Annotated in this window: 17 protein-coding genes; 7 read left to right on the forward strand and 10 right to left on the reverse strand. The window is 57.8% G+C overall.

The window, feature by feature from the left end; translation table 11 throughout:
* Window positions 1-191: 191 nt before the first annotated feature.
* Window positions 192-1,232 carry a glycoside hydrolase family 43 protein gene (locus QMK33_RS09740; RefSeq protein WP_283564388.1) on the forward strand — a complete coding sequence of 347 codons (1,041 nt, stop codon included), beginning with the start codon at window positions 192-194 and terminating at the stop codon, window positions 1,230-1,232.
* A 134-nt stretch (window positions 1,233-1,366) separates the two neighbouring features.
* Here QMK33_RS09740 and QMK33_RS09745 read toward each other — a convergent pair whose 3' ends face one another.
* From QMK33_RS09745 to QMK33_RS09785, 10 genes are all read right to left on the reverse strand, one after another.
* The gene (locus QMK33_RS09745) at window positions 1,367-2,188 is read right to left on the reverse strand and encodes an enoyl-ACP reductase FabI (RefSeq protein WP_283564389.1); all 822 of its coding nucleotides are present in this window, start codon (window positions 2,186-2,188) and stop codon (window positions 1,367-1,369) included.
* Between the two features lie 161 nt (window positions 2,189-2,349).
* The gene (locus tag QMK33_RS09750; RefSeq protein WP_283564390.1) at window positions 2,350-2,760 is read right to left on the reverse strand and encodes a hypothetical protein; all 411 of its coding nucleotides are present in this window, start codon (window positions 2,758-2,760) and stop codon (window positions 2,350-2,352) included.
* A 521-nt stretch (window positions 2,761-3,281) separates the two neighbouring features.
* Window positions 3,282-3,938 carry a hypothetical protein gene (locus QMK33_RS09755; protein ID WP_283564391.1) on the reverse strand — a complete coding sequence of 219 codons (657 nt, stop codon included), beginning with the start codon at window positions 3,936-3,938 and terminating at the stop codon, window positions 3,282-3,284.
* 240 nt (window positions 3,939-4,178) lie between these two features.
* Entirely contained in the window at window positions 4,179-5,852 is a 1,674-nt protein-coding gene (recN, locus tag QMK33_RS09760; protein ID WP_283564392.1) for a DNA repair protein RecN, read from the reverse strand.
* 345 nt (window positions 5,853-6,197) lie between these two features.
* Window positions 6,198-7,115, reverse strand: a complete 918-nt coding sequence (gene porD / locus QMK33_RS09765; RefSeq protein ID WP_283564393.1) for a type IX secretion system protein PorD — start codon at window positions 7,113-7,115, stop codon at window positions 6,198-6,200.
* Complete coding sequence (locus tag QMK33_RS23475; RefSeq protein ID WP_349361721.1) at window positions 7,108-7,761, reverse strand: phosphopantothenoylcysteine decarboxylase domain-containing protein; 654 nt, start codon at window positions 7,759-7,761, stop codon at window positions 7,108-7,110. The genes porD and QMK33_RS23475 overlap by 8 nt, the downstream gene beginning before the upstream one ends.
* A 59-nt stretch (window positions 7,762-7,820) precedes the next feature.
* A complete protein-coding gene (locus QMK33_RS23480; RefSeq protein WP_349361722.1) occupies window positions 7,821-8,411 on the reverse strand; it encodes a flavoprotein in 591 nt (196 codons plus the stop codon).
* A gap of 38 nt (window positions 8,412-8,449) precedes the next feature.
* Window positions 8,450-8,788, reverse strand: a complete 339-nt coding sequence (locus QMK33_RS09775) for a DNA-directed RNA polymerase subunit omega (protein ID WP_283564394.1) — start codon at window positions 8,786-8,788, stop codon at window positions 8,450-8,452.
* Window positions 8,789-8,893: 105 nt separating this feature from the next.
* Window positions 8,894-9,733 carry an outer membrane protein assembly factor BamD gene (locus tag QMK33_RS09780; RefSeq protein WP_283564395.1) on the reverse strand — a complete coding sequence of 280 codons (840 nt, stop codon included), beginning with the start codon at window positions 9,731-9,733 and terminating at the stop codon, window positions 8,894-8,896.
* 71 nt (window positions 9,734-9,804) lie between these two features.
* On the reverse strand, window positions 9,805-11,586 hold the full coding sequence (locus QMK33_RS09785; RefSeq protein WP_283564396.1) for an OstA-like protein: 1,782 nt from the start codon (window positions 11,584-11,586) through the stop codon (window positions 9,805-9,807).
* Window positions 11,587-11,808: 222 nt separating this feature from the next.
* On the opposite strand from QMK33_RS09785, the gene tilS reads away from it, so the two are divergent.
* The 6 genes from tilS to QMK33_RS09815 all read left to right on the forward strand — a co-directional run bounded on the left by tilS (window position 11,809) and on the right by QMK33_RS09815 (window position 18,069).
* Window positions 11,809-13,137: a tRNA lysidine(34) synthetase TilS gene (gene tilS / locus QMK33_RS09790; RefSeq protein WP_283564397.1), complete on the forward strand. Its 1,329-nt coding sequence runs from the start codon at window positions 11,809-11,811 to the stop codon at window positions 13,135-13,137.
* A 74-nt stretch (window positions 13,138-13,211) separates the two neighbouring features.
* On the forward strand, window positions 13,212-13,487 hold the full coding sequence (locus QMK33_RS09795; protein ID WP_283564398.1) for a hypothetical protein: 276 nt from the start codon (window positions 13,212-13,214) through the stop codon (window positions 13,485-13,487).
* Window positions 13,488-13,757 carry a hypothetical protein gene (locus QMK33_RS09800; protein WP_283564399.1) on the forward strand — a complete coding sequence of 90 codons (270 nt, stop codon included), beginning with the start codon at window positions 13,488-13,490 and terminating at the stop codon, window positions 13,755-13,757.
* Between the two features lie 355 nt (window positions 13,758-14,112).
* Window positions 14,113-14,394, forward strand: coding sequence for a hypothetical protein (locus tag QMK33_RS09805; protein ID WP_283564400.1), 282 nt, complete (start codon window positions 14,113-14,115; stop codon window positions 14,392-14,394).
* A 107-nt stretch (window positions 14,395-14,501) separates the two neighbouring features.
* Window positions 14,502-15,347, forward strand: a complete 846-nt coding sequence (locus QMK33_RS09810; RefSeq protein WP_283564401.1) for a GLPGLI family protein — start codon at window positions 14,502-14,504, stop codon at window positions 15,345-15,347.
* A 73-nt stretch (window positions 15,348-15,420) separates the two neighbouring features.
* Complete coding sequence (locus tag QMK33_RS09815; protein ID WP_283564402.1) at window positions 15,421-18,069, forward strand: carboxypeptidase-like regulatory domain-containing protein; 2,649 nt, start codon at window positions 15,421-15,423, stop codon at window positions 18,067-18,069.
* Window positions 18,070-18,119 lie beyond the last annotated feature (50 nt).

Consider the following 18,119-nt stretch of genomic DNA (forward strand, 5'->3'; position numbering starts at 1 on the left):
CAGGTCGCAGGACCTGGCTTTCTTCGTTTTCAACCCGTTCAGGAAGTTGCCAGAATGTCATGCCGACCGCGGGGAAGCACCTCACGTGTGGTACTAACTCAATCGCTCAACGATGCGAGCGAGATGCTTCCCTGCGGTCGGCACGACGTTCTGATAGACCTTATATTACCCCCTGAATCATCCTCCCCCTGATGCGCTTTTTACGCTTACTGCTCCTGCTGCTCCTAGCCAGCGGCCCCGCCTGCGGCCAGCCCACGTTCACCAACCCGCTGCTGCCCGCCGGGGCCGACCCATGGGCCATCTACCACGCGGGCAGCTACTACTACATGCATACCACGGGCCGCGACCTCAGCATCTGGAAAACGGCGAGCCTCGCGCAGCTTGGGCAGGCCACCAAAACCGTTATCTGGACGCCGCCCGCCACGGGCCCCTACTCCAAGGAAATCTGGGCCCCCGAGCTGCATTTTCTGGCCGGTAAGTGGTACGTGTACTTCGCCGCCGACGGGGGCAGCAACAACGACCACCGCCTCTACGTGCTCGAAAACCCCGCCCCCGACCCTACTACGGGCAAGTGGACGCTAAAAGGCGAACTCAAAACGCCCGGCAACAAGTGGGCCATCGACGGCTCGGTCTTCGAAAGCCAGGGCCGGCTCTACGCCCTGTGGTCGGGCTGGGAGGGTGATGAGAACGGCCGCCAGGACATTTACCTGGCTCGCCTCAGCAACCCCTGGACCATCAGCGGCCCGCGCGTGCGCATCTCCGACCCGCGCTTTGGCTGGGAGCAGCATGGCCTGCTGCCTCGCTTCGCGCCCGGCGAGCCAGCGATGGTGCTCGTCAACGAAGGCCCGCAGTTCTTGGCCAGCCCCAACGGCCGGGTCAACGTAGTGTATTCGGCCAGCGGCTGCTGGACCGATTTTTACGCCCTGGGCCTGGTCTGGGCCGAGCCGGGGGCCGACCTGCTCAACCCCGCTTCCTGGCATAAGGAGCCGCAGCCCGTGTTCCGCGCCCAAAACGTGCAGGGCACCTACGCGGCGGGCCACAACAGCTTCTTCGACTCGCCCAACGGCAAGCAGCACTGGATTCTCTACCACGCCAACGCCGAGCCGGGCCAGGGTTGCGGCCGCGCCCGTACCCCGCGCATGCAGCCCTTCACCTTCGCCGCTGACGGCGCGCCCGTTTTTGGCGACCCGCTCCCGCTGGGTGAGTTGCTGTCAGTGCCCGATGCTAAGTAGTGCGTCAAAGGCATGCAAAGTCGTCCGTCATTGCATAAGACTTATTTGATTCAAGAAAACATCCCGCTAAACAGAAAAAGCCTGACTAAATTAGCCAGGCTTTCTCTGTTCATACCGAATTCGGGCAACGGGATTTACTCCCCCGCCTTCTCCATCATATCGGCCAGCACCTGCGAGATGCCGGTGCTGCTGAAACCGCCGTCGTGCATCAGGTTTTGCATGGTTACGTAGCGCGTGAAGTCCGAAAACAGCGATACGCAGTAGTCAGCGCAGGCCTCGGCGGGCGCGTTGCCGAGGGGCGACATTTTCTGGGCGTACTCATAAAACGCGTTGAAGCCCGCAATGCCGGTGCCCGCCGTGGTTTTGGTGGGCGACTGCGAAATGGTGTTCACGCGCACCTTTTTGAGGTGGCCCAGGCGCTGGCCGTAGCTGCGGGCAATGCTTTCGAGCACCGCCTTGGCCTGCGCCATATCAGTGTAGTCGAGGAACGCGCGCTGGGCAGCTATGTAGCTGAGGGCTACCACGCTACCCCACTCGTTGAAGGCATCCTGCTTTTCGGCCACGGCCAGCATCTTGTGCAGCGACAGCGCCGACACGTCGAGCGTCTGCTGGAAAAACTTGTAGTCGAGGTCGCCGTAGCTCTTGCCCTTGCGGATGTTGGCGCTCATGCCAATGGAGTGCAGCAGGAAGTCGATTTTGCCCCCAAAGTGCGCCTGCGCCTCCGTAAACAGCGTGCCCAGCTCTTCCATCGACGTGGCGTCGGCCGGAATGATGGGCGCGTCAATCTCGGCGGCCAGCGCCTTTATTTCGCCCATGCGCATGGCCAGCGGAGCGTTGGTGAGCACAATGCGGGCACCCTGCTCGTGGGCCTTCTGGGCTACTTTCCAGGCAATGGATTGGGAATTGAGCGCGCCGGAGATAATGCCGACTTTGCCGGCGAGGAGGTTGGAGGACATGCAGTGAAATGGTGAAATGGTGAACTGCTATGGAGGACCCCCAGGCAGCACCCAGAAATAAGGCCGCAAGTTACGGATTTGCGGCCGCCTCTTTAGCCGGATGCCGGCTGCACCCCGGCTTTCCTACTTAAATTCGTCGGCAAGCCTTCAAGCAAAATGCCTTATCGGCACTTATGCAAATCTACTTGATAGCTAGACTCTATAACCTGCGTATCCAAGTGGTACTGGTAACCTTGCAGTACCATGAATGCCCCTAGCAGTGCAGTAGCAGCAACCACCTGCGTCAGTGAATCCTTCTGTCTTTCGAGTACAAGTCGTCCCTGCTCCGTTCGCTTTATCGTCCATTGCACCGTCCCTATTGCCAGGCAACTCACTAGCAACCTGTAGCCTAGCGAAACCTTGGCGGCAGTCAGGGCGGCATCGTGGTTGGCGAGAAACGCCTGCCGGCAGGCCAGGGGGCTAGCGAAGCCTTTTTTCCACTTATCCAGCAAGTCACCGCGCGTGGCCAGGGTCAGCCAGTGCCCAGGCTCCAGAGCGCCTGTGTGAGGCAGCCGGTAAACTATTTTTTTCATTGTGCTGGTTTTATAAACAACCTCACTGGCTGGCCGAAATAACTAAAGAAAAGCGGGCCGGAAATAGCCCGTCCCGCTTTAGTTCATCTGTTCGGTCTGCCTCAAGTGTAAAGATTGTTCCTCTTACGTTCGCACTACAAGGCTAGAAAAAAACTAATTGAAATTTTTCTCCTACAACATGAGCCGAATACCAAACTGCCCAGTACATTATCGAGGCGATACCAAATGGCACAAGCACTGAAAATAACCAAGCATTAAGATAATGCCCCTCCTTAAAGGATTTTAACCCTCGGTTTATTACATTCATTTGCACACCAAATGCTAAAATCATTATTGGAAGAGCGAAATGTTGGTGTCTAAAGTGCTGCCAGGATGCGTTCATTACTAGCATGACACAAAAGAGCTGCACGGACGCAAACGAATAAAAGTTTCTTGAATAGTACATAGCTAGTTGCGGCATCCTGCCAATGCGGATTGGTAATCAGCCTCAATTCCATTGAGCGAAGATGAGAACCTATAAATTACAGGCCAGCACATCCAGTAGCGTAAATACCCCCCACGCCACCGCCAATTACCGGAGCAAAAGGTCCGGTTTCGATGGCTATTCCAGTAGTATATGTAGCTACTTCACCAGCCGACCAGCCGCAACCAAGTAGACCTGCTATCATTTCTGACGTAGCTACATTTTTATCGCTCTGCCTCTTAACTTCGGCATTTTGCCTACAAGAGTACCAAGGACCATTAGTACCATCATTATAAGCCTCTTCATTATTCATGCTAGGGCCACATTCATCACAGTTGTTGTAGTGGCAATCAGAGCATATATCACCATTGCGAAGTGTTTTGGCCGTTTGCTTTGCCGCTAGCGGTTGATGAGCAAAAATTACCGGGTATTTGCGTCCCAGTTTATTAGAAGCTAACTGCGGCGCTTCGGTCAAAACAGATAAGGGAAGCCTCTCTAAAAATATCCCTGACTTGGCCAGTTTTCCTTTTGCACTCGTAAACTGGCTCAGGTGAACAAGGTACTGATTCACGTCCTTAAAGCTTAGAAGCTTGATAGCCAGTACCAGGCTATCCTTATCATTACGGCTCAGCAGCAGGCTAACCCGTTTGCTCATTGCTATCCGCTTTGGTTCGCTATGGGCATCGCGCAGGTTATTATAGAGCACGTCTCGCATGTCGGAGGTCAGCGTAACGATACGTAGGAAGGAGGTATCAGCGACTATCGCCTGAGCGGATAGCTGCACCGGAACAACTCCCTTACTTTGGTCGGATGAGCATTGCAGCAAGATTACTGAGCAGGCAGGAAAATAGAAACGCTCGAATTAAAAGTAGCTTCATGTGGAAAAGAGTTGGTGAAGTAGTTGAGGCAAATCTAGTACAAAACTTCTTCTATACAACTCTGGTCAAAGCTTCTTTTATTCCGCTAGAACTTCGCCGCGCAGCGCCAGCAGCTCGCGGGCGCTTTGCAGGGCATTTTCGCTGGGCTTGGCTCCAGCAATCATGTGCGCAATTTCCTTGATGCGGTCCTCCGGGCTCAGCTGCCGGATGCGGCTCACGGTGCGGTCGGCGCGGTCTTCCTTGTACACAAAGTAGTGGGTATCGCCGGCTGCCGCCATTTGCGGCAGGTGCGAAATGGCCACCAGTTGGTGCTTGTGCGCCATCTGCTGCATCATGCGGCCCACCTTCACCGCAATCTCGCCGCTGATACCGGTGTCGATTTCATCAAACACAATCGTGGGCAGCGCCGTTTTATCTGCCAGCATGTACTTGATGCACAGCATCAAGCGCGAAAACTCGCCGCCCGAAGCGGCCTTGCTCAGCGTTTGGGGCTGCGCGCCCTTGTTGGCCGTGAACAGGATGCTCACCACATCGGAGCCGCTGGCGGCCAGCGGGCCGGTTTTGTGCTCCACCACAATGCGGGCGTGGGGCATGCCCAGGTCGGCCAGCAGCGCGCTCAACTCCTTCTCAAACTTGGGGAAAGCCTTGCGGCGGCTGTCCGAAAGCTTGGATGCCTGGGTGGTGGCCTGCTTGAGGGCCGCGTCCGAATCTTTGCGCAGGCGCGTAATTTCCTTGTCCAGGTTCAGCACCGAGCCCACTTTCTGGCGCAGCGTTTCGCGGGTTTCGAGCAAGCCGGGCACGTCGCGGCGCTGGTGCTTGCGCTGCAAGTTGTAGAGCACCGTGAGGCGCGCTTGCAGCTCCTCGGCACGGGCGGGGTCGCCCTCGGTGCGGCGCTCGGCAGTTTCGACCTCGTCGGCAATATCGTGCAGCTCAATCAGGCAGCTTTCCAGGCGCTGGCGCAGCTCGCGGAAGTGCTCGGAGTAGCCCCCCACCTGCCCCAGCAGCGTGGAGGCGTCCTTCATGGTGCCGGTGGCGCAGCTCTCGCTGTCGCGCAGGCCGTGCAGCGCCTGGCTCAGCTTGTACTTTATTTCCTCGGCGTGCTCCAACTGCTTCACCTCTTGCTCCAGGGCTTCTTGGTCCTCTTTGTCGAGGCTGGCTTCTTCTAACTCACTCAACAGAAAGCTGTTGTAATCCAATTCCTTGCTGGCCTGCACGGCCTGGTCTTCCAGCGCCCGGAGGTCGGTTTCGAGGCGGCGGTACTGGCGGTAGGCGCTGCCATACTGCGTGCGGGTGGGCACAAGGTTAGCGTAGAGGTCGAGCAGGTTAAGCTGAAACACGCCATCGCCCAGCAGCAGCGTATCGTGCTGCGAGTGAATGTCCATTAGGTTGGCGCCAATCTTACGCAGCGCGTCCAGCGTCACCGGCGTGTCGTTCACAAACGCCCGCGACTTGCCCGCGGGACTAATCTCGCGCCGCAAAATGCACTGCGTATCATAGTCCAGGTCTTCCGACTCAAAAATATCCTGCAACTGGTAATTCGTAATGTCGAACTGCCCCTCAATCACGCACTTACGCTCGGTATGGAAGAGCATCCGCGAATCGGCCCGGTTGCCGAGTAATAGCCCAATGGCTCCCAGCATAATGGATTTGCCCGCCCCCGTTTCGCCGGTAATAATGTTGAGCAGCGGCGACGGCCGCATCTCTAATTGCTCAATCAGAGCGTAATTCTGAATACGTAAATCGACTAACATAAATCGCTGATTTAAACAGATTGCGCTGATTTCGCTGATTCTATCGGCGCGTTATAGCTTTCTTTTTGTTTTGCTTTTTTAGCTCTACCGAACCCGCCCGTCCTTGCGAGCGCAACGCAGTGGAGCGCGGCAATCTTTCCTTGGTCGTTCGCATAAGCTGGTTAGTAACCCCAGCGTGAAGGAAAGATTGCCGCGCTCCACTGCGTTGCGCTCGCAAGGACGAACGGGTTCGGGTAAGCCCGGTAGAGCAAACCCACCTTGATTAATTTATTTTCCGTGCTTCTGCCCCCATGCATCGCTAATTGCTGGCGCCCGAATCAGTGAAATCAGCGAAATCTGTCTAAATCAGCGATTAATTGTTTGGTACTTGGCCAGGTTACCGGGGTCTACATCGGTGAGCAGCGTGAGTAGCTGCTGCTTCTGCTGAATGTCGGTGCTGGTGCGGAAGATATTGGTAATCTCGTCGGCCTTGGCATCGAAGAAAGCGCGCAGGAACAACGTATTGGGGCGCACGGTATTTGCTTTTTGAATACCCGTGAGCGCCGCCAAAATGGAGGTGCGCGCCTCGTCGGGCTTCTCAATAAAAATATCCATACCCTGCCGGTAGTAGGCATACAGGCCGGTGCGGAAGGCTTCCAGCTGCGGGTCGGTGAGGTTATTGAGCAGCCAGTAGCGGTTACGGGGGCTAGCATCGGTCCAGCCACCATCCGACTCATTGGTAATCGTTTGGCTGCTAGAGTATTGCATAATCACCCGCGCCTGGTCGTAGTACGTAGTGCCCCCGAACTTAGCAAACGAATCCTGGTCGCTACCAATCGCCAGGTAGGCGTAAAAGGCCAGCAGCGACGATAAATTGCCCACAAAGTTGCTGGGCGAAAAATCGAGCGGCGTCTGCGGGGTATAGTTGAAATTAAAGCTCCGGTCGTTGATGCTTAGCAAGTTGGTTTCGTAGCCAGTGCCGTACACGGGCCGGGTGGCAATGAGACGCATGGTGCTCTGGTACGTGCCGTTCTGCGGAATGCCCGTGATGCCCACAAATAGGCGCAGCTTGATGCGCTCCTCGGGCCGGTAGGTCTGCCGCGTCCAGGTGCGCGTATTTAGGTAGGCCGTCATGTCCTTTTGCAGCTGCGCCACGAGCGTGGGGTCGGTAATCGTCACGTTTTCCAGCGAGATAACTACCTGCGCATTAAGCTCTTGCGCCTGGGCGCTATGCGTAGCCGCCACCCCAACCAGCAACGATAACAGCACCAACAACTTACGCATACACAGCAGAAAAACGGGTCAGAATAAGCGATACCAGCGTGCGGGCCAGTTCGGTTTTGGCTTGTAATTCAAAGTTAAGCACCTCCCCGGCCCGGTCGAGCACGGTCACCTTGTTGGTATCGTGGCCGAAGCCCGCCCCGGCATCGCGCAACGAGTTGAGCACCACCAGGTCGAAGTTTTTGCGACGCAGCTTGTCCTGGGCATGCGCCAGCTCGTTGGTAGTTTCCAACGCAAAACCAACGGCAAATTGTTCAGCCCGCTTGCTTTGGCCGAGCGTGGCGGCAATGTCCACGTTCTTCACCAGCTCCAGGGTGAGCGTTTCGCCCGCTTTCTTGATTTTTTCGGCGGCCACAGTGGCCGGCCGGTAGTCAGCCACGGCGGCGGCAAACACCCACACATCGGCCAGCGGCGTGGCCAGCGCGGCCGCCTCGTACATCTGCTGGGCCGTTTCGACGTGCACCGTGGTAATGAGCGGGTTACTGGGCGAGGGCAGCGCCGTGGGGCCGCTCACCAACGTTACGGCTGCGCCGGTGGCGGCAAAGGCTTCGGCCAGGGCGTAGCCCATTTTGCCAGTCGAGCGGTTGCCCAGGAAGCGTACCGGGTCGAGAGGTTCGTAGGTGGGGCCGGCGGTGAGGAGAACGCGCATGAAATGTAGGGTAAGCTTTAGCTTGCCTTTTTGGCTGAGGAAATGTGGCAAGCTAAAGCTTACCCTACAAAAAACTTCTCCAACTCGGCCACAATCTGCTCGGGCTCCAGCATGCGGCCGGGGCCGCTGAGGCCGCTGGCCAGCGCGCCGCTGGGCGAGTCGAATACGTGGTTGCCAAACGAGCGCAGCCGCTGCATATTCTGCTGCACGGCCGGGTGGGCGTACATATCTAGGTCCATGGCCGGGGCCAGAAACACCGGGCACCGCGCCGATAAATACACAGCGCTCAACAAATTAGGGCACAAACCATTAGCTAACTGCCCCAATGTGTTGGCACTAGCTGGGGCAATGACATAGGCTTCGGCCCAGAGGCCCAGCTCTACGTGGTTGTGCCATTGCCCACTGGCCGCATCACGCAAAAAGCCCGTCAGGACGGGCTTTTTGGAGAGGGTGCCCAGGGTGAGGGGCGTAACGAAGGCGGCGGCGGCTTCGGTGAGGATAACCTGCACCTCGGCCCCGGCCTGCACCAGCAGCCGCACCAGCGGCGCGGCTTTGTAGGCGGCAATGCTGCCGCTCACGCCTAGCAGCAGGCGGCGGCTTTGCAGCGGCGCTGATGGGCTACTGCTTGCAACTTGTTGGTTGGCAGTCATTTAGTTAACTAATTAACAATCAACAAGTTACGATTGCCTTAGAATAACTCGCGGGGGATAATTACGGGCGCCGCCTCGGGCGTTTCATAGTGTAGCTCGCCGGCGATGAATTCCTCAATAGCCTGGCTAGTGGGCTTGGGCTGGCGCTCATACTGCTTGCTGATTTCAATCTGCTCGCGGTTTTCGAATACTTCTTCGAGGTTGTCAACAGTGGTGGCAAACTCGGCGAGGCGGTCGGTCAGCTCCTCTTTCAGCTTCACCGACAGTTGGTTGGCGCGCTTCGAGATGATGGAGATAGCCTCGTACACGTTGTTATTCGAAGTCGTGATGTCGGCCAGGTTGCGGGTGACGATGGAGGCGGAAGCGGGGGTCTTCATGGGTTGCTGGGGTATCAGGTAGGCGGTGGTAGCGGCCGGTTGGCGAGCAGTAAGTCATTCGGCACAAGGCCCCTGACTATCGGCTAGCAACTGGCAGCCAGTAAATTAGTTTTTAGCGGCGGCATCGTTGGCTTCGGGCACGCTTTTGAGGCGTTCAAGCTCAGCGCGGCTGTCATCGTACATGGATTGGGCCAGGCGGATATTTTTGCTCTGCGGATAGGTATCGATGAAGTGCTGGTAAATGGCTACCGCATCGGTGAACCGCTCGCGTTGCTTGGCCTCTACGCTTTCCTTGGCCCAGGCGTACTGCGCTTGCAACCGAATGTAATCGGCCTGCTCGCTGTACACCGAACCCGGATACTGGGTGGTAAAGTTGCCGAGCGACGTAACGGCCGCCTGGTTGTAGCGCAGTGCGTAGTAGAGCTTAGCACTCTGGAAAGCCTTGTTTTCCAGCTTCTTCTGTAATTCCTGCGACATGCTTTCGGCCTCTGTGCGGAACTGGCTCGTGGCGTAGGTATTCAGGAAATCCTGGATGGTTTCGACCGCCGTGATGGTGTTGGTCTGGTCCAGTTCGTAGCCCGGCGAGTCGCGGTACAGCGACTTGGCGCGCAAAAACGACGCCTCCTCCACCAGCGGCGAGTTGGGGTAGGTGTCGATAAACTGCTTGAAATAGTACGCGCTCAGCACGTAGTTGCGCTGCTGGTAGTTGGTGTTGGCGAAGTAAAACTGCGCTTTCTCGGCCTCGGGGCGGCCCTTAAGCAGCGGAATCAGTTCCTCCAGCAGCGTGCCCGAACGAAAGAAGTCACCTTTATCGTAATACTTGATAGCGGCCTCGTATTTTTCATTTACGTTACCGCTTTTGAGCAGTTTCTGATAGCCCGTGCAGGCCCCTAGCGAGAGGGTGCCGGTTAGCAGGGCCGCAGTAATCAAACGGGAGAATCGCATATAAAGGGCAAAGGTACTAGTAAAACGGCAGCCGGCCCACCGGGAGCTCGGCCCTGCTAAGAGCCGCGGGCCTAGCGCGGGGTTGCAGCGGTGGCCGGGCGGACCGCCGCCGGCACCGCCGTAACCGGGGGCCGAGGCGCGGCCGTGGGGGTAGCTGGTTTGGCGGGCGGAGTAGCCGGCTTGGCTTTAGACCGGACTTTCGCCTTGGTTTTAGTCTTGGTCTTGGCTTTCGGCTTGGGTTTGGCTTGCTTGAGGTCGCTGGCGAAGTGCTTGCCGAAAACCTGGCGGCGCGTGGGCCGCTCGGCAGGCCGCCACCGGAAGGCCTTAAGCTCCTTATTTTCAGCCAGTAGCTCGTGCACCGGTATGTAGCTGGCCTCGGGGTTGGTGAGCCAGGTGAGCTGCTTGATTTTGTTGTCGACGAAGCGCAGCGTCATGGTGGCCGACACCGACTTGTTCATGCCGCTGAGCACCGTATCGCCATCGAGGGTAAAGTAGAGGCTTTCGGCGTTGCCCAGCACATCGATACGGGCCATTTGGCCGCGCTGGAAGTAGGCTATCATGTTGCGGCCCTTCACCTGGTTGTAGTTCTGCACGGTATCTTCCTGAATAGCAAAGGCATTGCTGAACAAGTTGGCCCGGTCGAGCTGGCCGTGCTTGAAGCGCAGGTTCATCGAATCGGAGGTAAGCTGGTTGTGAGCCTGCCACACCACCGGGTCGCGGTTGAGATAGATGATGCTGTCCTGGCGGTCGTAGGTGAGCGAGTCGCAGCGTCCCTGCATCTTGCCCCTGAAAATCTGCACTTTAGGCCAGGCGTAGAGGATAGGGCGCTGCACGGCGCGGTTGGGCCGGGCTTCCACGCTCAGCAGCGTGTCGGCAGCCATGTAGAGCGTGTCTTTGCCCGAAATGTTGCGCATCACCGGCCGCGCCCCGAAGAGCTTGGTGCGGCCCAGCGCCCGCCAGTAGCGGCCCTGCTCGCCGCGCAGCACGAGGTTATCCTTCTTGGAAATGAGCGAAACGTGGCCCGTAGCCACGCCGTAGAGCTTCACCTGGTCATACACCAGCACGTCGCCGCCGAGCAGGTAGCCGGGCGTTTCTATTTGGGCTTTTTCGGCAAAGTTAGAGATGCGCGTTACCGTATTATAGGTACCTTTTTCGGCGTACAAGTCGCCCTGCGCGCTCTTGATGCGGGTCGGCCCATTGAAGTACGCGATTTTGCTGATAGTATTAAACGTGAGCGTGTCGTTGCGCAGGTCGGTGGGCTGGCCGGTTTCGTCGAGCGAAACCAGGTGCACATCGCGCTTAAAAACAAAGACTTTGCTATTAGTATCGTAAAAGCCCTGCTGGCTGTCGAGGGTATTTTTGGGGTCTACGAGGTGGCCGCCCACAGTGTAGAAGGCCGTTTTGCGGTTCAGGTCGTAGTCGAGGGCCGTGGTGGTGAGCGTCATGCGCGGGTCGTGCATCACCACCTGCTTACCGGTCATGCGGGCGGTGCGCTTGTTGCCATCATAGAAACCGTGGTCGCCGGTGATGGTCATGGTGTCGCTCTGCACAATGCGCACGTTGCTAAACGCCTCAATCTCATTACGTTCCAGGTACTGGTAGGCCGAGTCGCAGTACAGCAGCACATCCTGTTGCCTGAACGACACGTTACCCAGCAACTTCCTGATTTTCACCCCATTATAATCGCCACCGCGCAGCTCACCGGTACCGGGCAGCAGCTCTACGGGCGTGCCCTTCACGGGCTGAGGACCGGGGCCGGCGGGCCGGGGCGCAGTAGCGGGCCGATTTTGGGCGTAGAGCGCGCCCAGTGGCAGCAAAAGCAGGAGAGCTAAGAAAAAACGGAGAAGCGGCATTCGGGCCAAAGTTACGGCGGGTGGCGGGGCCTAACGCGCATCGGGGCAACCTAGTGCCCGGCGGGGCGGGCGGGTGGCCCGAGCCCCTCTTTTGCTGCCGGGCGGCGGCGACGGGCGGGCCTTTTTGCGCGGTTGCGTTCGCTGCCTGCGCTGCCGGCTAGGTTATAGCGCGAACTTTGCAGCCTCCCCAGCCGGTTTGGCCGGCTGCTTCACTCTTTCGCCATGCTCGACCAGATTCGCCAATTCATTACTGATAATACCCTTTTTAACCTCGAAACCGATACCGTGCTGGTGGCCGTGAGCGGCGGCCTCGACTCGGTGGTGCTGCTCGACGTGCTGCACCGGCTGGGCGTGTCGCTGGCCGTGGCGCACGGCCATTTCGGCCTACGCGGCGAAGAGGCCGACGCCGACGAGCAGTTCGTGCGCAAGCTGGCCAAACAGTACGAGGTACCCTATTTCGCCGAGTATTTCCAGACCAAGGCCTTTGCCGAGCGCGAGGGCATTTCCACCCAAATGGCGGCCCGGCTGCTGCGCTACCGCTGGTTTGAGCAGGTGCGGGCCACCAATGAGTACGCCGCCGTGGCCACCGCCCACCACCGCCGCGACGCCGCCGAAACCATGCTGCTCAACCTCACCCACGGCACCGGCCTGGCGGGGCTGCACGGCATTCGGGCCAAAAATGACTTTGTGGTGCGCCCCATGCTGGCCTGCGAGAAGGACGATATCTACGACTACATCGCCACCAACCGCCTCATCTGGCGCGAAGATGCCAGCAACGACAGCCCCGTGTACCAGCGCAACCGCCTGCGCCTGGAGGTGCTGCCCGTGCTGCGCGACATCAACCCCAACCTGGATAACACCCTGGCCGCCAGTGCCGAGCGCGTAGGCGGGGCCGAAGAAATAGTGCGCCGCTACGTGGCCGACACCGCCGCCCAGGCCCGCCGCGACGCACCCGAGGCCGTGTATTTCAGCATTGCGCTGCTCCAAAACACGGCCGCTACCACGCTGGTGCTGCACGAGATGCTGCGGCCCTTCGGCTTTTCGTGGGTGGTGAGCAAGGAAATCGCGGCCAGCTTCACGGGCTTGTCGGGCAAGCAGTTTGACTCGCCCACCCACCGGCTGGTGAAGGACCGAGACCAACTCGTGATTACCCCGCGCCGCCTGGCGCAGTACGGCACCTTCCAACTAGCTGAAAACCAAGAAGATTTACTGGCCGATGGCCTGCGCCTACGCGCTACCTACCACGAGGGGGCTGGCTACGAAATTCCGCGCTCGCGCAGCACCGCCGCCCTGGATGTGGACAAGTTGAGCTTCCCGCTCACGCTGCGCCGCTGGCGCGAGGGCGACTGGTTTATGCCCCTGGGCATGAAGGGCAAGAAGCACCTCAGCGACTTTCTCATCGACCAAAAAGTACCTCTCAACCTAAAGGACGAGGTGCGCGTGCTGACCGCCGCCGACGGCAAAATCTGCTGGGTGGTGGGCTTCCGCGTCGATGACCGCTTTAAGGTGGAAGAAACTACGGCGCGGGTGGTGGCCGTGCAGCGCCTGTAAATAACAGCGATTACTTATTTAAGCGGTTCGTTTTCCAGCCGCGTGTATATTGCTGGCCCAATAACCAGCAGTGTATGCGCGGCTCTTTTTTATCCCTGATTCTGGTGGGCTTAGCTGGCTACCAGGCCGCCGCCCAAACCCCGACGCTGGCCCCCGAGCCGGCCGCGTTGGTCGGCACCTATCGCCTCACCTACCAGCCCGACTCGACCAACCCAGCCAGGCGCTCGGATATTTTCTATCTGCTGCTGGGCAAAACGCTGTCAAAATTCCAGAGCCGGGGCGAGCAGGCAGCCGATTCGCTGCTGGCAGTGGCCAACGCAACGCCCTTCACCCACGAAAACGCCCAGTAAGTGACCGACACGCGCGGCCAGCTCACCTTCGGGCTCACCCGGCTGCGCCAGCTGGGTGCCCCGGTAGCCATTGCCCCACCCGAAGCCGACGCCAAGCTCATCACCAAGGCCGACTTCGTGCGCGGCAAGGCCGACTACGAGCGCACGGCCTTCGAGCAAATACTGGCCAACGGCAACATTCGCTTCGGCACCCCCGAGCAAACCGAAACCGCCAAGGTCAAGGCCCGCAACCGCGCCAAGCGCAAGACTAACCCCCTGGAATTAAAGTAGTTTTACCGTTCTTAGCATTCAAGTATTTTGGTAATTTTTCAATCAAGCAATTGCACATGAGTGAAAATAATTTCATTGTTTATCAGCCTCTTATCAACAGTGGCACTATATTTTAACACTAGAAATTAGGAAGTCTATTTTTTTTTTCCGAAGTTTTACAGCCGTCATCGGTCGCCACGCAGTCTCTTGCTCAATGCATTAGCTGACGTGGCCCGGTGCCGGCAAGCCACTACCGGGTTGGCTCCCCATTTCGTATGCGATGGCCCAACAAGGTTCTGCACCTGGGCTTTATCGGGAGGGCAGCCTCACATGGTTCCGGGGGTCAGCGGAGCCGGGAATTTTTCTCTGTTTTTTTATGAAAAAGCTTTTTTTAATGGCTGCCTTATTGGGCAGTACTTCGCTCGTTAGCATGGCAGCTGGTACGCCTGCTAATAGAAATGCAGCTTCTAGTTCCACCACTGTTCAGCTTGGTCGGCAAAATATCAAATCCATAACCCAGTTGTTGTATAAGCGCTCAGGTTATGGTTGTGTCGGTGTTTGCCTTTCGTGTGATATAGAAATGACTTGCTGCGGTAACTCAATACAAGATATTCTTGCTATTGCTGATGGCTGGGACAATCTTATTTGCATAGGGTAATCAATAACAAACCAGAAGAATAGGGAATGTAAACATTTTTTGTTTATTATCTTTATTCTTCTGGTTTTGAGTTATAATTAACCTCGTTAATAATCAATTAGGAAATCATGACTAAGTTGCTTATATTTTTTGCTTGGGTATGTGTAATTAGAAACGGCGTTGGGCAACCCATGCAAAGTGCTACTGGTGCGAATGTCAAACTGGCATGTACTTACCGCCTCATATTCAGACCGGATTCTACTAGCCCCAATACCTTAACAGAAAAAATGCAACTACTTGTTGCAGGTGAATTTTCTGAATTTAAGAGTGTACCTCAAGCTAGAGATTCAATCAAAGCTGCCATCTTGGCTAAGGGTGACGCAAATGGGATAAATAATGAAGATATCGGACGCTCTATAAGCGCAATGCTTAGAGCCCCTAGCCGTAAGTTCAACTATTCGGTGTACAAATTTTTTAGTAATAAGCAGTGCGTTGTCTATGACGACATTATGCGGGAGCACTATAAGTATGAAGAGGTCAAATACCCCTTGACTTGGCAACTGTTTGCAACTACTGCGAAAGTAGGCGACTATAAATGCCAAAAAGCTACTACTTATTTTGCAGGTCGGCAGTATGAGGCATGGTTTACAAGAGAAATTCCGGTCAGCGAAGGTCCATATAAATTCAGTGGTCTGCCAGGACTTATTATTAAAATAAGCGATGTGACTAATAGTTACACGTTTGAATTAATTGGCTTAGAAAAGCCGACAAGGCTTTATTCCATTGGCTTGCCTACGCAGTTGACTATGAGTACTACTAAGCGCCTATTTTTTGAGGCTGTGAAATCAACTCGTGAAAACGCTGTTAATCTAGCATCTCAATCTGGTGTTACATTTAAGAACCCGGATTTAGTTAGAGCCCATCTAACAGAAAAGATAAAACGTTCAAATAATCCAATCGAGTTGAAGTATTAAATACCGCATTGTGCCGCGATTAACTTGGTTGAATTGTAAGCTTATTCAACGTTCGGTCACCTATGCTATTTTTTTGCTGAGTATATCAATACCAGCTCATGCCCAAACTATCCTCACTGGCACCGCCCGCAACGCCGCCGGCCAGCCGCTGGAAGGCATCTTGCTAGAAGCCGAAACCAAGACCCAGCCGCCCGCCTCGGCCTTCGTCATCTCGGGGGCCGATGGCGGGTTTCAGCTGACCTTACCCCCCACGCCGGCCAGCGACTCGCTGCGCCTCTCGGCCCGCGCCCTGGGCTACGCCGAGCAGCTTATCCGGCTGGTGAACCGCAGCCAGCCGGTGGCCATCAAAATGGCGGAGAGCACCACCGCGCTCAAGGAGGTGGTGGTGCAGGGTGCGCCCATCACGCGGCAGGGCGACACGCTCAGCTACAAAGTCGATGCCTTTGCCAGCAAGCAGGACCGCGTGATTTCGGACGTGCTCAAGAAGATGCCGGGCATTGAGGTGGCCAGCGACGGGCAGATTTCCTACGAGGGGCGGCCCATCAGCAAGTTTTACATCAACGGGCAGGATTTGCTGGAGAGCCGCTACAACCTGGCCAGCGACAACCTGCCCAGCGGGGCCGTGCAGAGCGTGCAGGTGCTCGAAAACCACCAGCCCATCCGTGCGCTCGACAAGCTGGTACACCCCGACAATGCGGCGCTCAACATCAAGCTAAAGAGTAAGATAACCGCCACCGGGCAGGCGCGGCTGGGCGCGGGGCTGGTGCCGTCGCCCACTTCGGCGCTGTGGAGCGCCAACGTGTCGCCGATGCTGTTTACCAAAAAGCAGCAGCTCATCGATACCTACCAGGGCAACAACACCGGCCAGGACGTGGCCGCCGAGCTCAAGCCCCTGACAATGGCCGACTTGCAGCAGCAAAGCGAGAGCAGCAACCAGAAGCCCGACCTCACCCACATCCAGGGCCTGGGCCAGCCGCCGGTGGCCGCCAGCCGCTACCTCTTCAACCGGGTGCACCTGCTGAGCGCCAACCACCTGGTCACCATTAGCAAGGAAAACCAGCTGCGGGTGAATGCCTCGTACCTGCACGATGTGCAAACGCAGCGCGGCAGCTCGCAGACGTTCAATTATTTACCTGATAATCAAACGGTTAAAATTACGGAAGATAAATATAACAGGTTGTATTTCAATACGTTGCAAACGGACCTGGCGTTCATCAAAAATATCAAGGACTACTACCTCAAAAATACCTTGAATCTGCAGGGCAGTTGGGATTCGCAGACCAGCGACATTTACCGGGCCGAGAGCGGGGCGCGCATTACGCAGGCGGCGCGCAACCCGTTTTTGGCGGCTACCAACCGGCTGGGGCTGGTGCGGCCGCTGGGCACGGGCAAGATTTTGCAGGCGTCGTCGCTGGTATTTTACACCAACTCGCCGCAGCGGCTGGCGGTGAGCCCCAGCGTGTTTGCCCAGGCCCTCACGGGCGGCGCGGCCACCGATACCACCCGGCAGCAGGTGCGGCTGGGGTCGTTTTTTACAAGTAACTCGCTGGGGCTCACCGCCAGCCGCGGGCACTGGGCCTACTCGGGCACGGCCGGCTTCTCAACCGAGATTCAGCGCCTGACTTCGGCCCTGGAAACCGCGCCCGAGCCCGCCACGGCGGGCCTGCCCCTGCGCAACGACCTGGCCTGGGCCCGCACCCGCGCCTACCTGCAGCCCGGCCTAGGCTACAAAAGCGACCTGTGGAACGCCACCCTCGACCTGCCGGTGAGCTACTACGACTTCCAGGCTCACGACGACGCGCTGGCCGCCGGGCAGCGCCTGCGCGTGCTGGTGGCCGAGCCCCGCCTCAGCGCCCGCCGCGACCTGGGGGCGCTGTGGTACGCCTCGGCGGGCGCGGGCCTGCGCAATGGCTTTGGCGATATTTCGCAGCTCAACTACGCCTACATTCTGCGCGATTACCGCACCTTGCAGCGCAACGACGCGCCGCTGCCGCGCAGCATCGGACAGAGCTACAACGCGGGGCTGTATTTCAAGAATCCGCTCAAGTCGCTGTTTTTCAGCACCAATTATTCGTTTTCCACTACGCTTAGCAACCGCCTGTACAGCAGCCGGGTAGATGCCAGCGGGGCCCTCACCACGGTGGCGCTCGACCAGGACAGCCGCCGCGTGAGCCACGCGGTGTTTGGCAACGTCAGCAAGTTTGTGAGCCCCTGGAAAACCAATTTCAGTCTTAACCTGTCGGCCAGCCGCAGCCGCCAGCCGCAGGTGCTCAATGGCACGCTGGCCCAAACCACCAGCCGCTCGGCCACGGCCACCTTCAAAACCAGCGTATCGGCCTTCGACTGGGGCAGCCTCGATTACAGCGCCACGCTCACCGCCCTGCGCAGCACCGTGGAAGGCGCACCCGCCCAACCGCTGGCCCTGCTGCAAGCCCACCACGCCAGCGCCAGCATCTTTCCGGTGGGCCGCCACGCCCTCACGGCCGCCGCCGACTACTACGCCAGCCGGGGGCCGGCCGACCCGGTACGCGCCGTATTTGCCGACCTCACCTACCGCTACACGCTGCCCACGGCCCGCAAAATTGATTTAGAGCTGCGCTGGAACAATATTTTCGACACCCGGCAGTACCAGTACAGCTACGTGAGCCAGTTTGTGCTGGCTCAAAGCACCTACCAGCTGCGGCCGGCCCAGGTGCTAGCCTTGGTGCGGCTGTCGCTGTAGGGGCGCGTCGCACGCGCCCACAGGCGTTCGGTTACGCTGTTGCGGAGTTG

This window comes from Hymenobacter sp. H14-R3 (genome assembly GCF_030063445.1).
In the GTDB taxonomy this organism is placed as follows: Bacteria; Bacteroidota; Bacteroidia; order Cytophagales; family Hymenobacteraceae; genus Hymenobacter.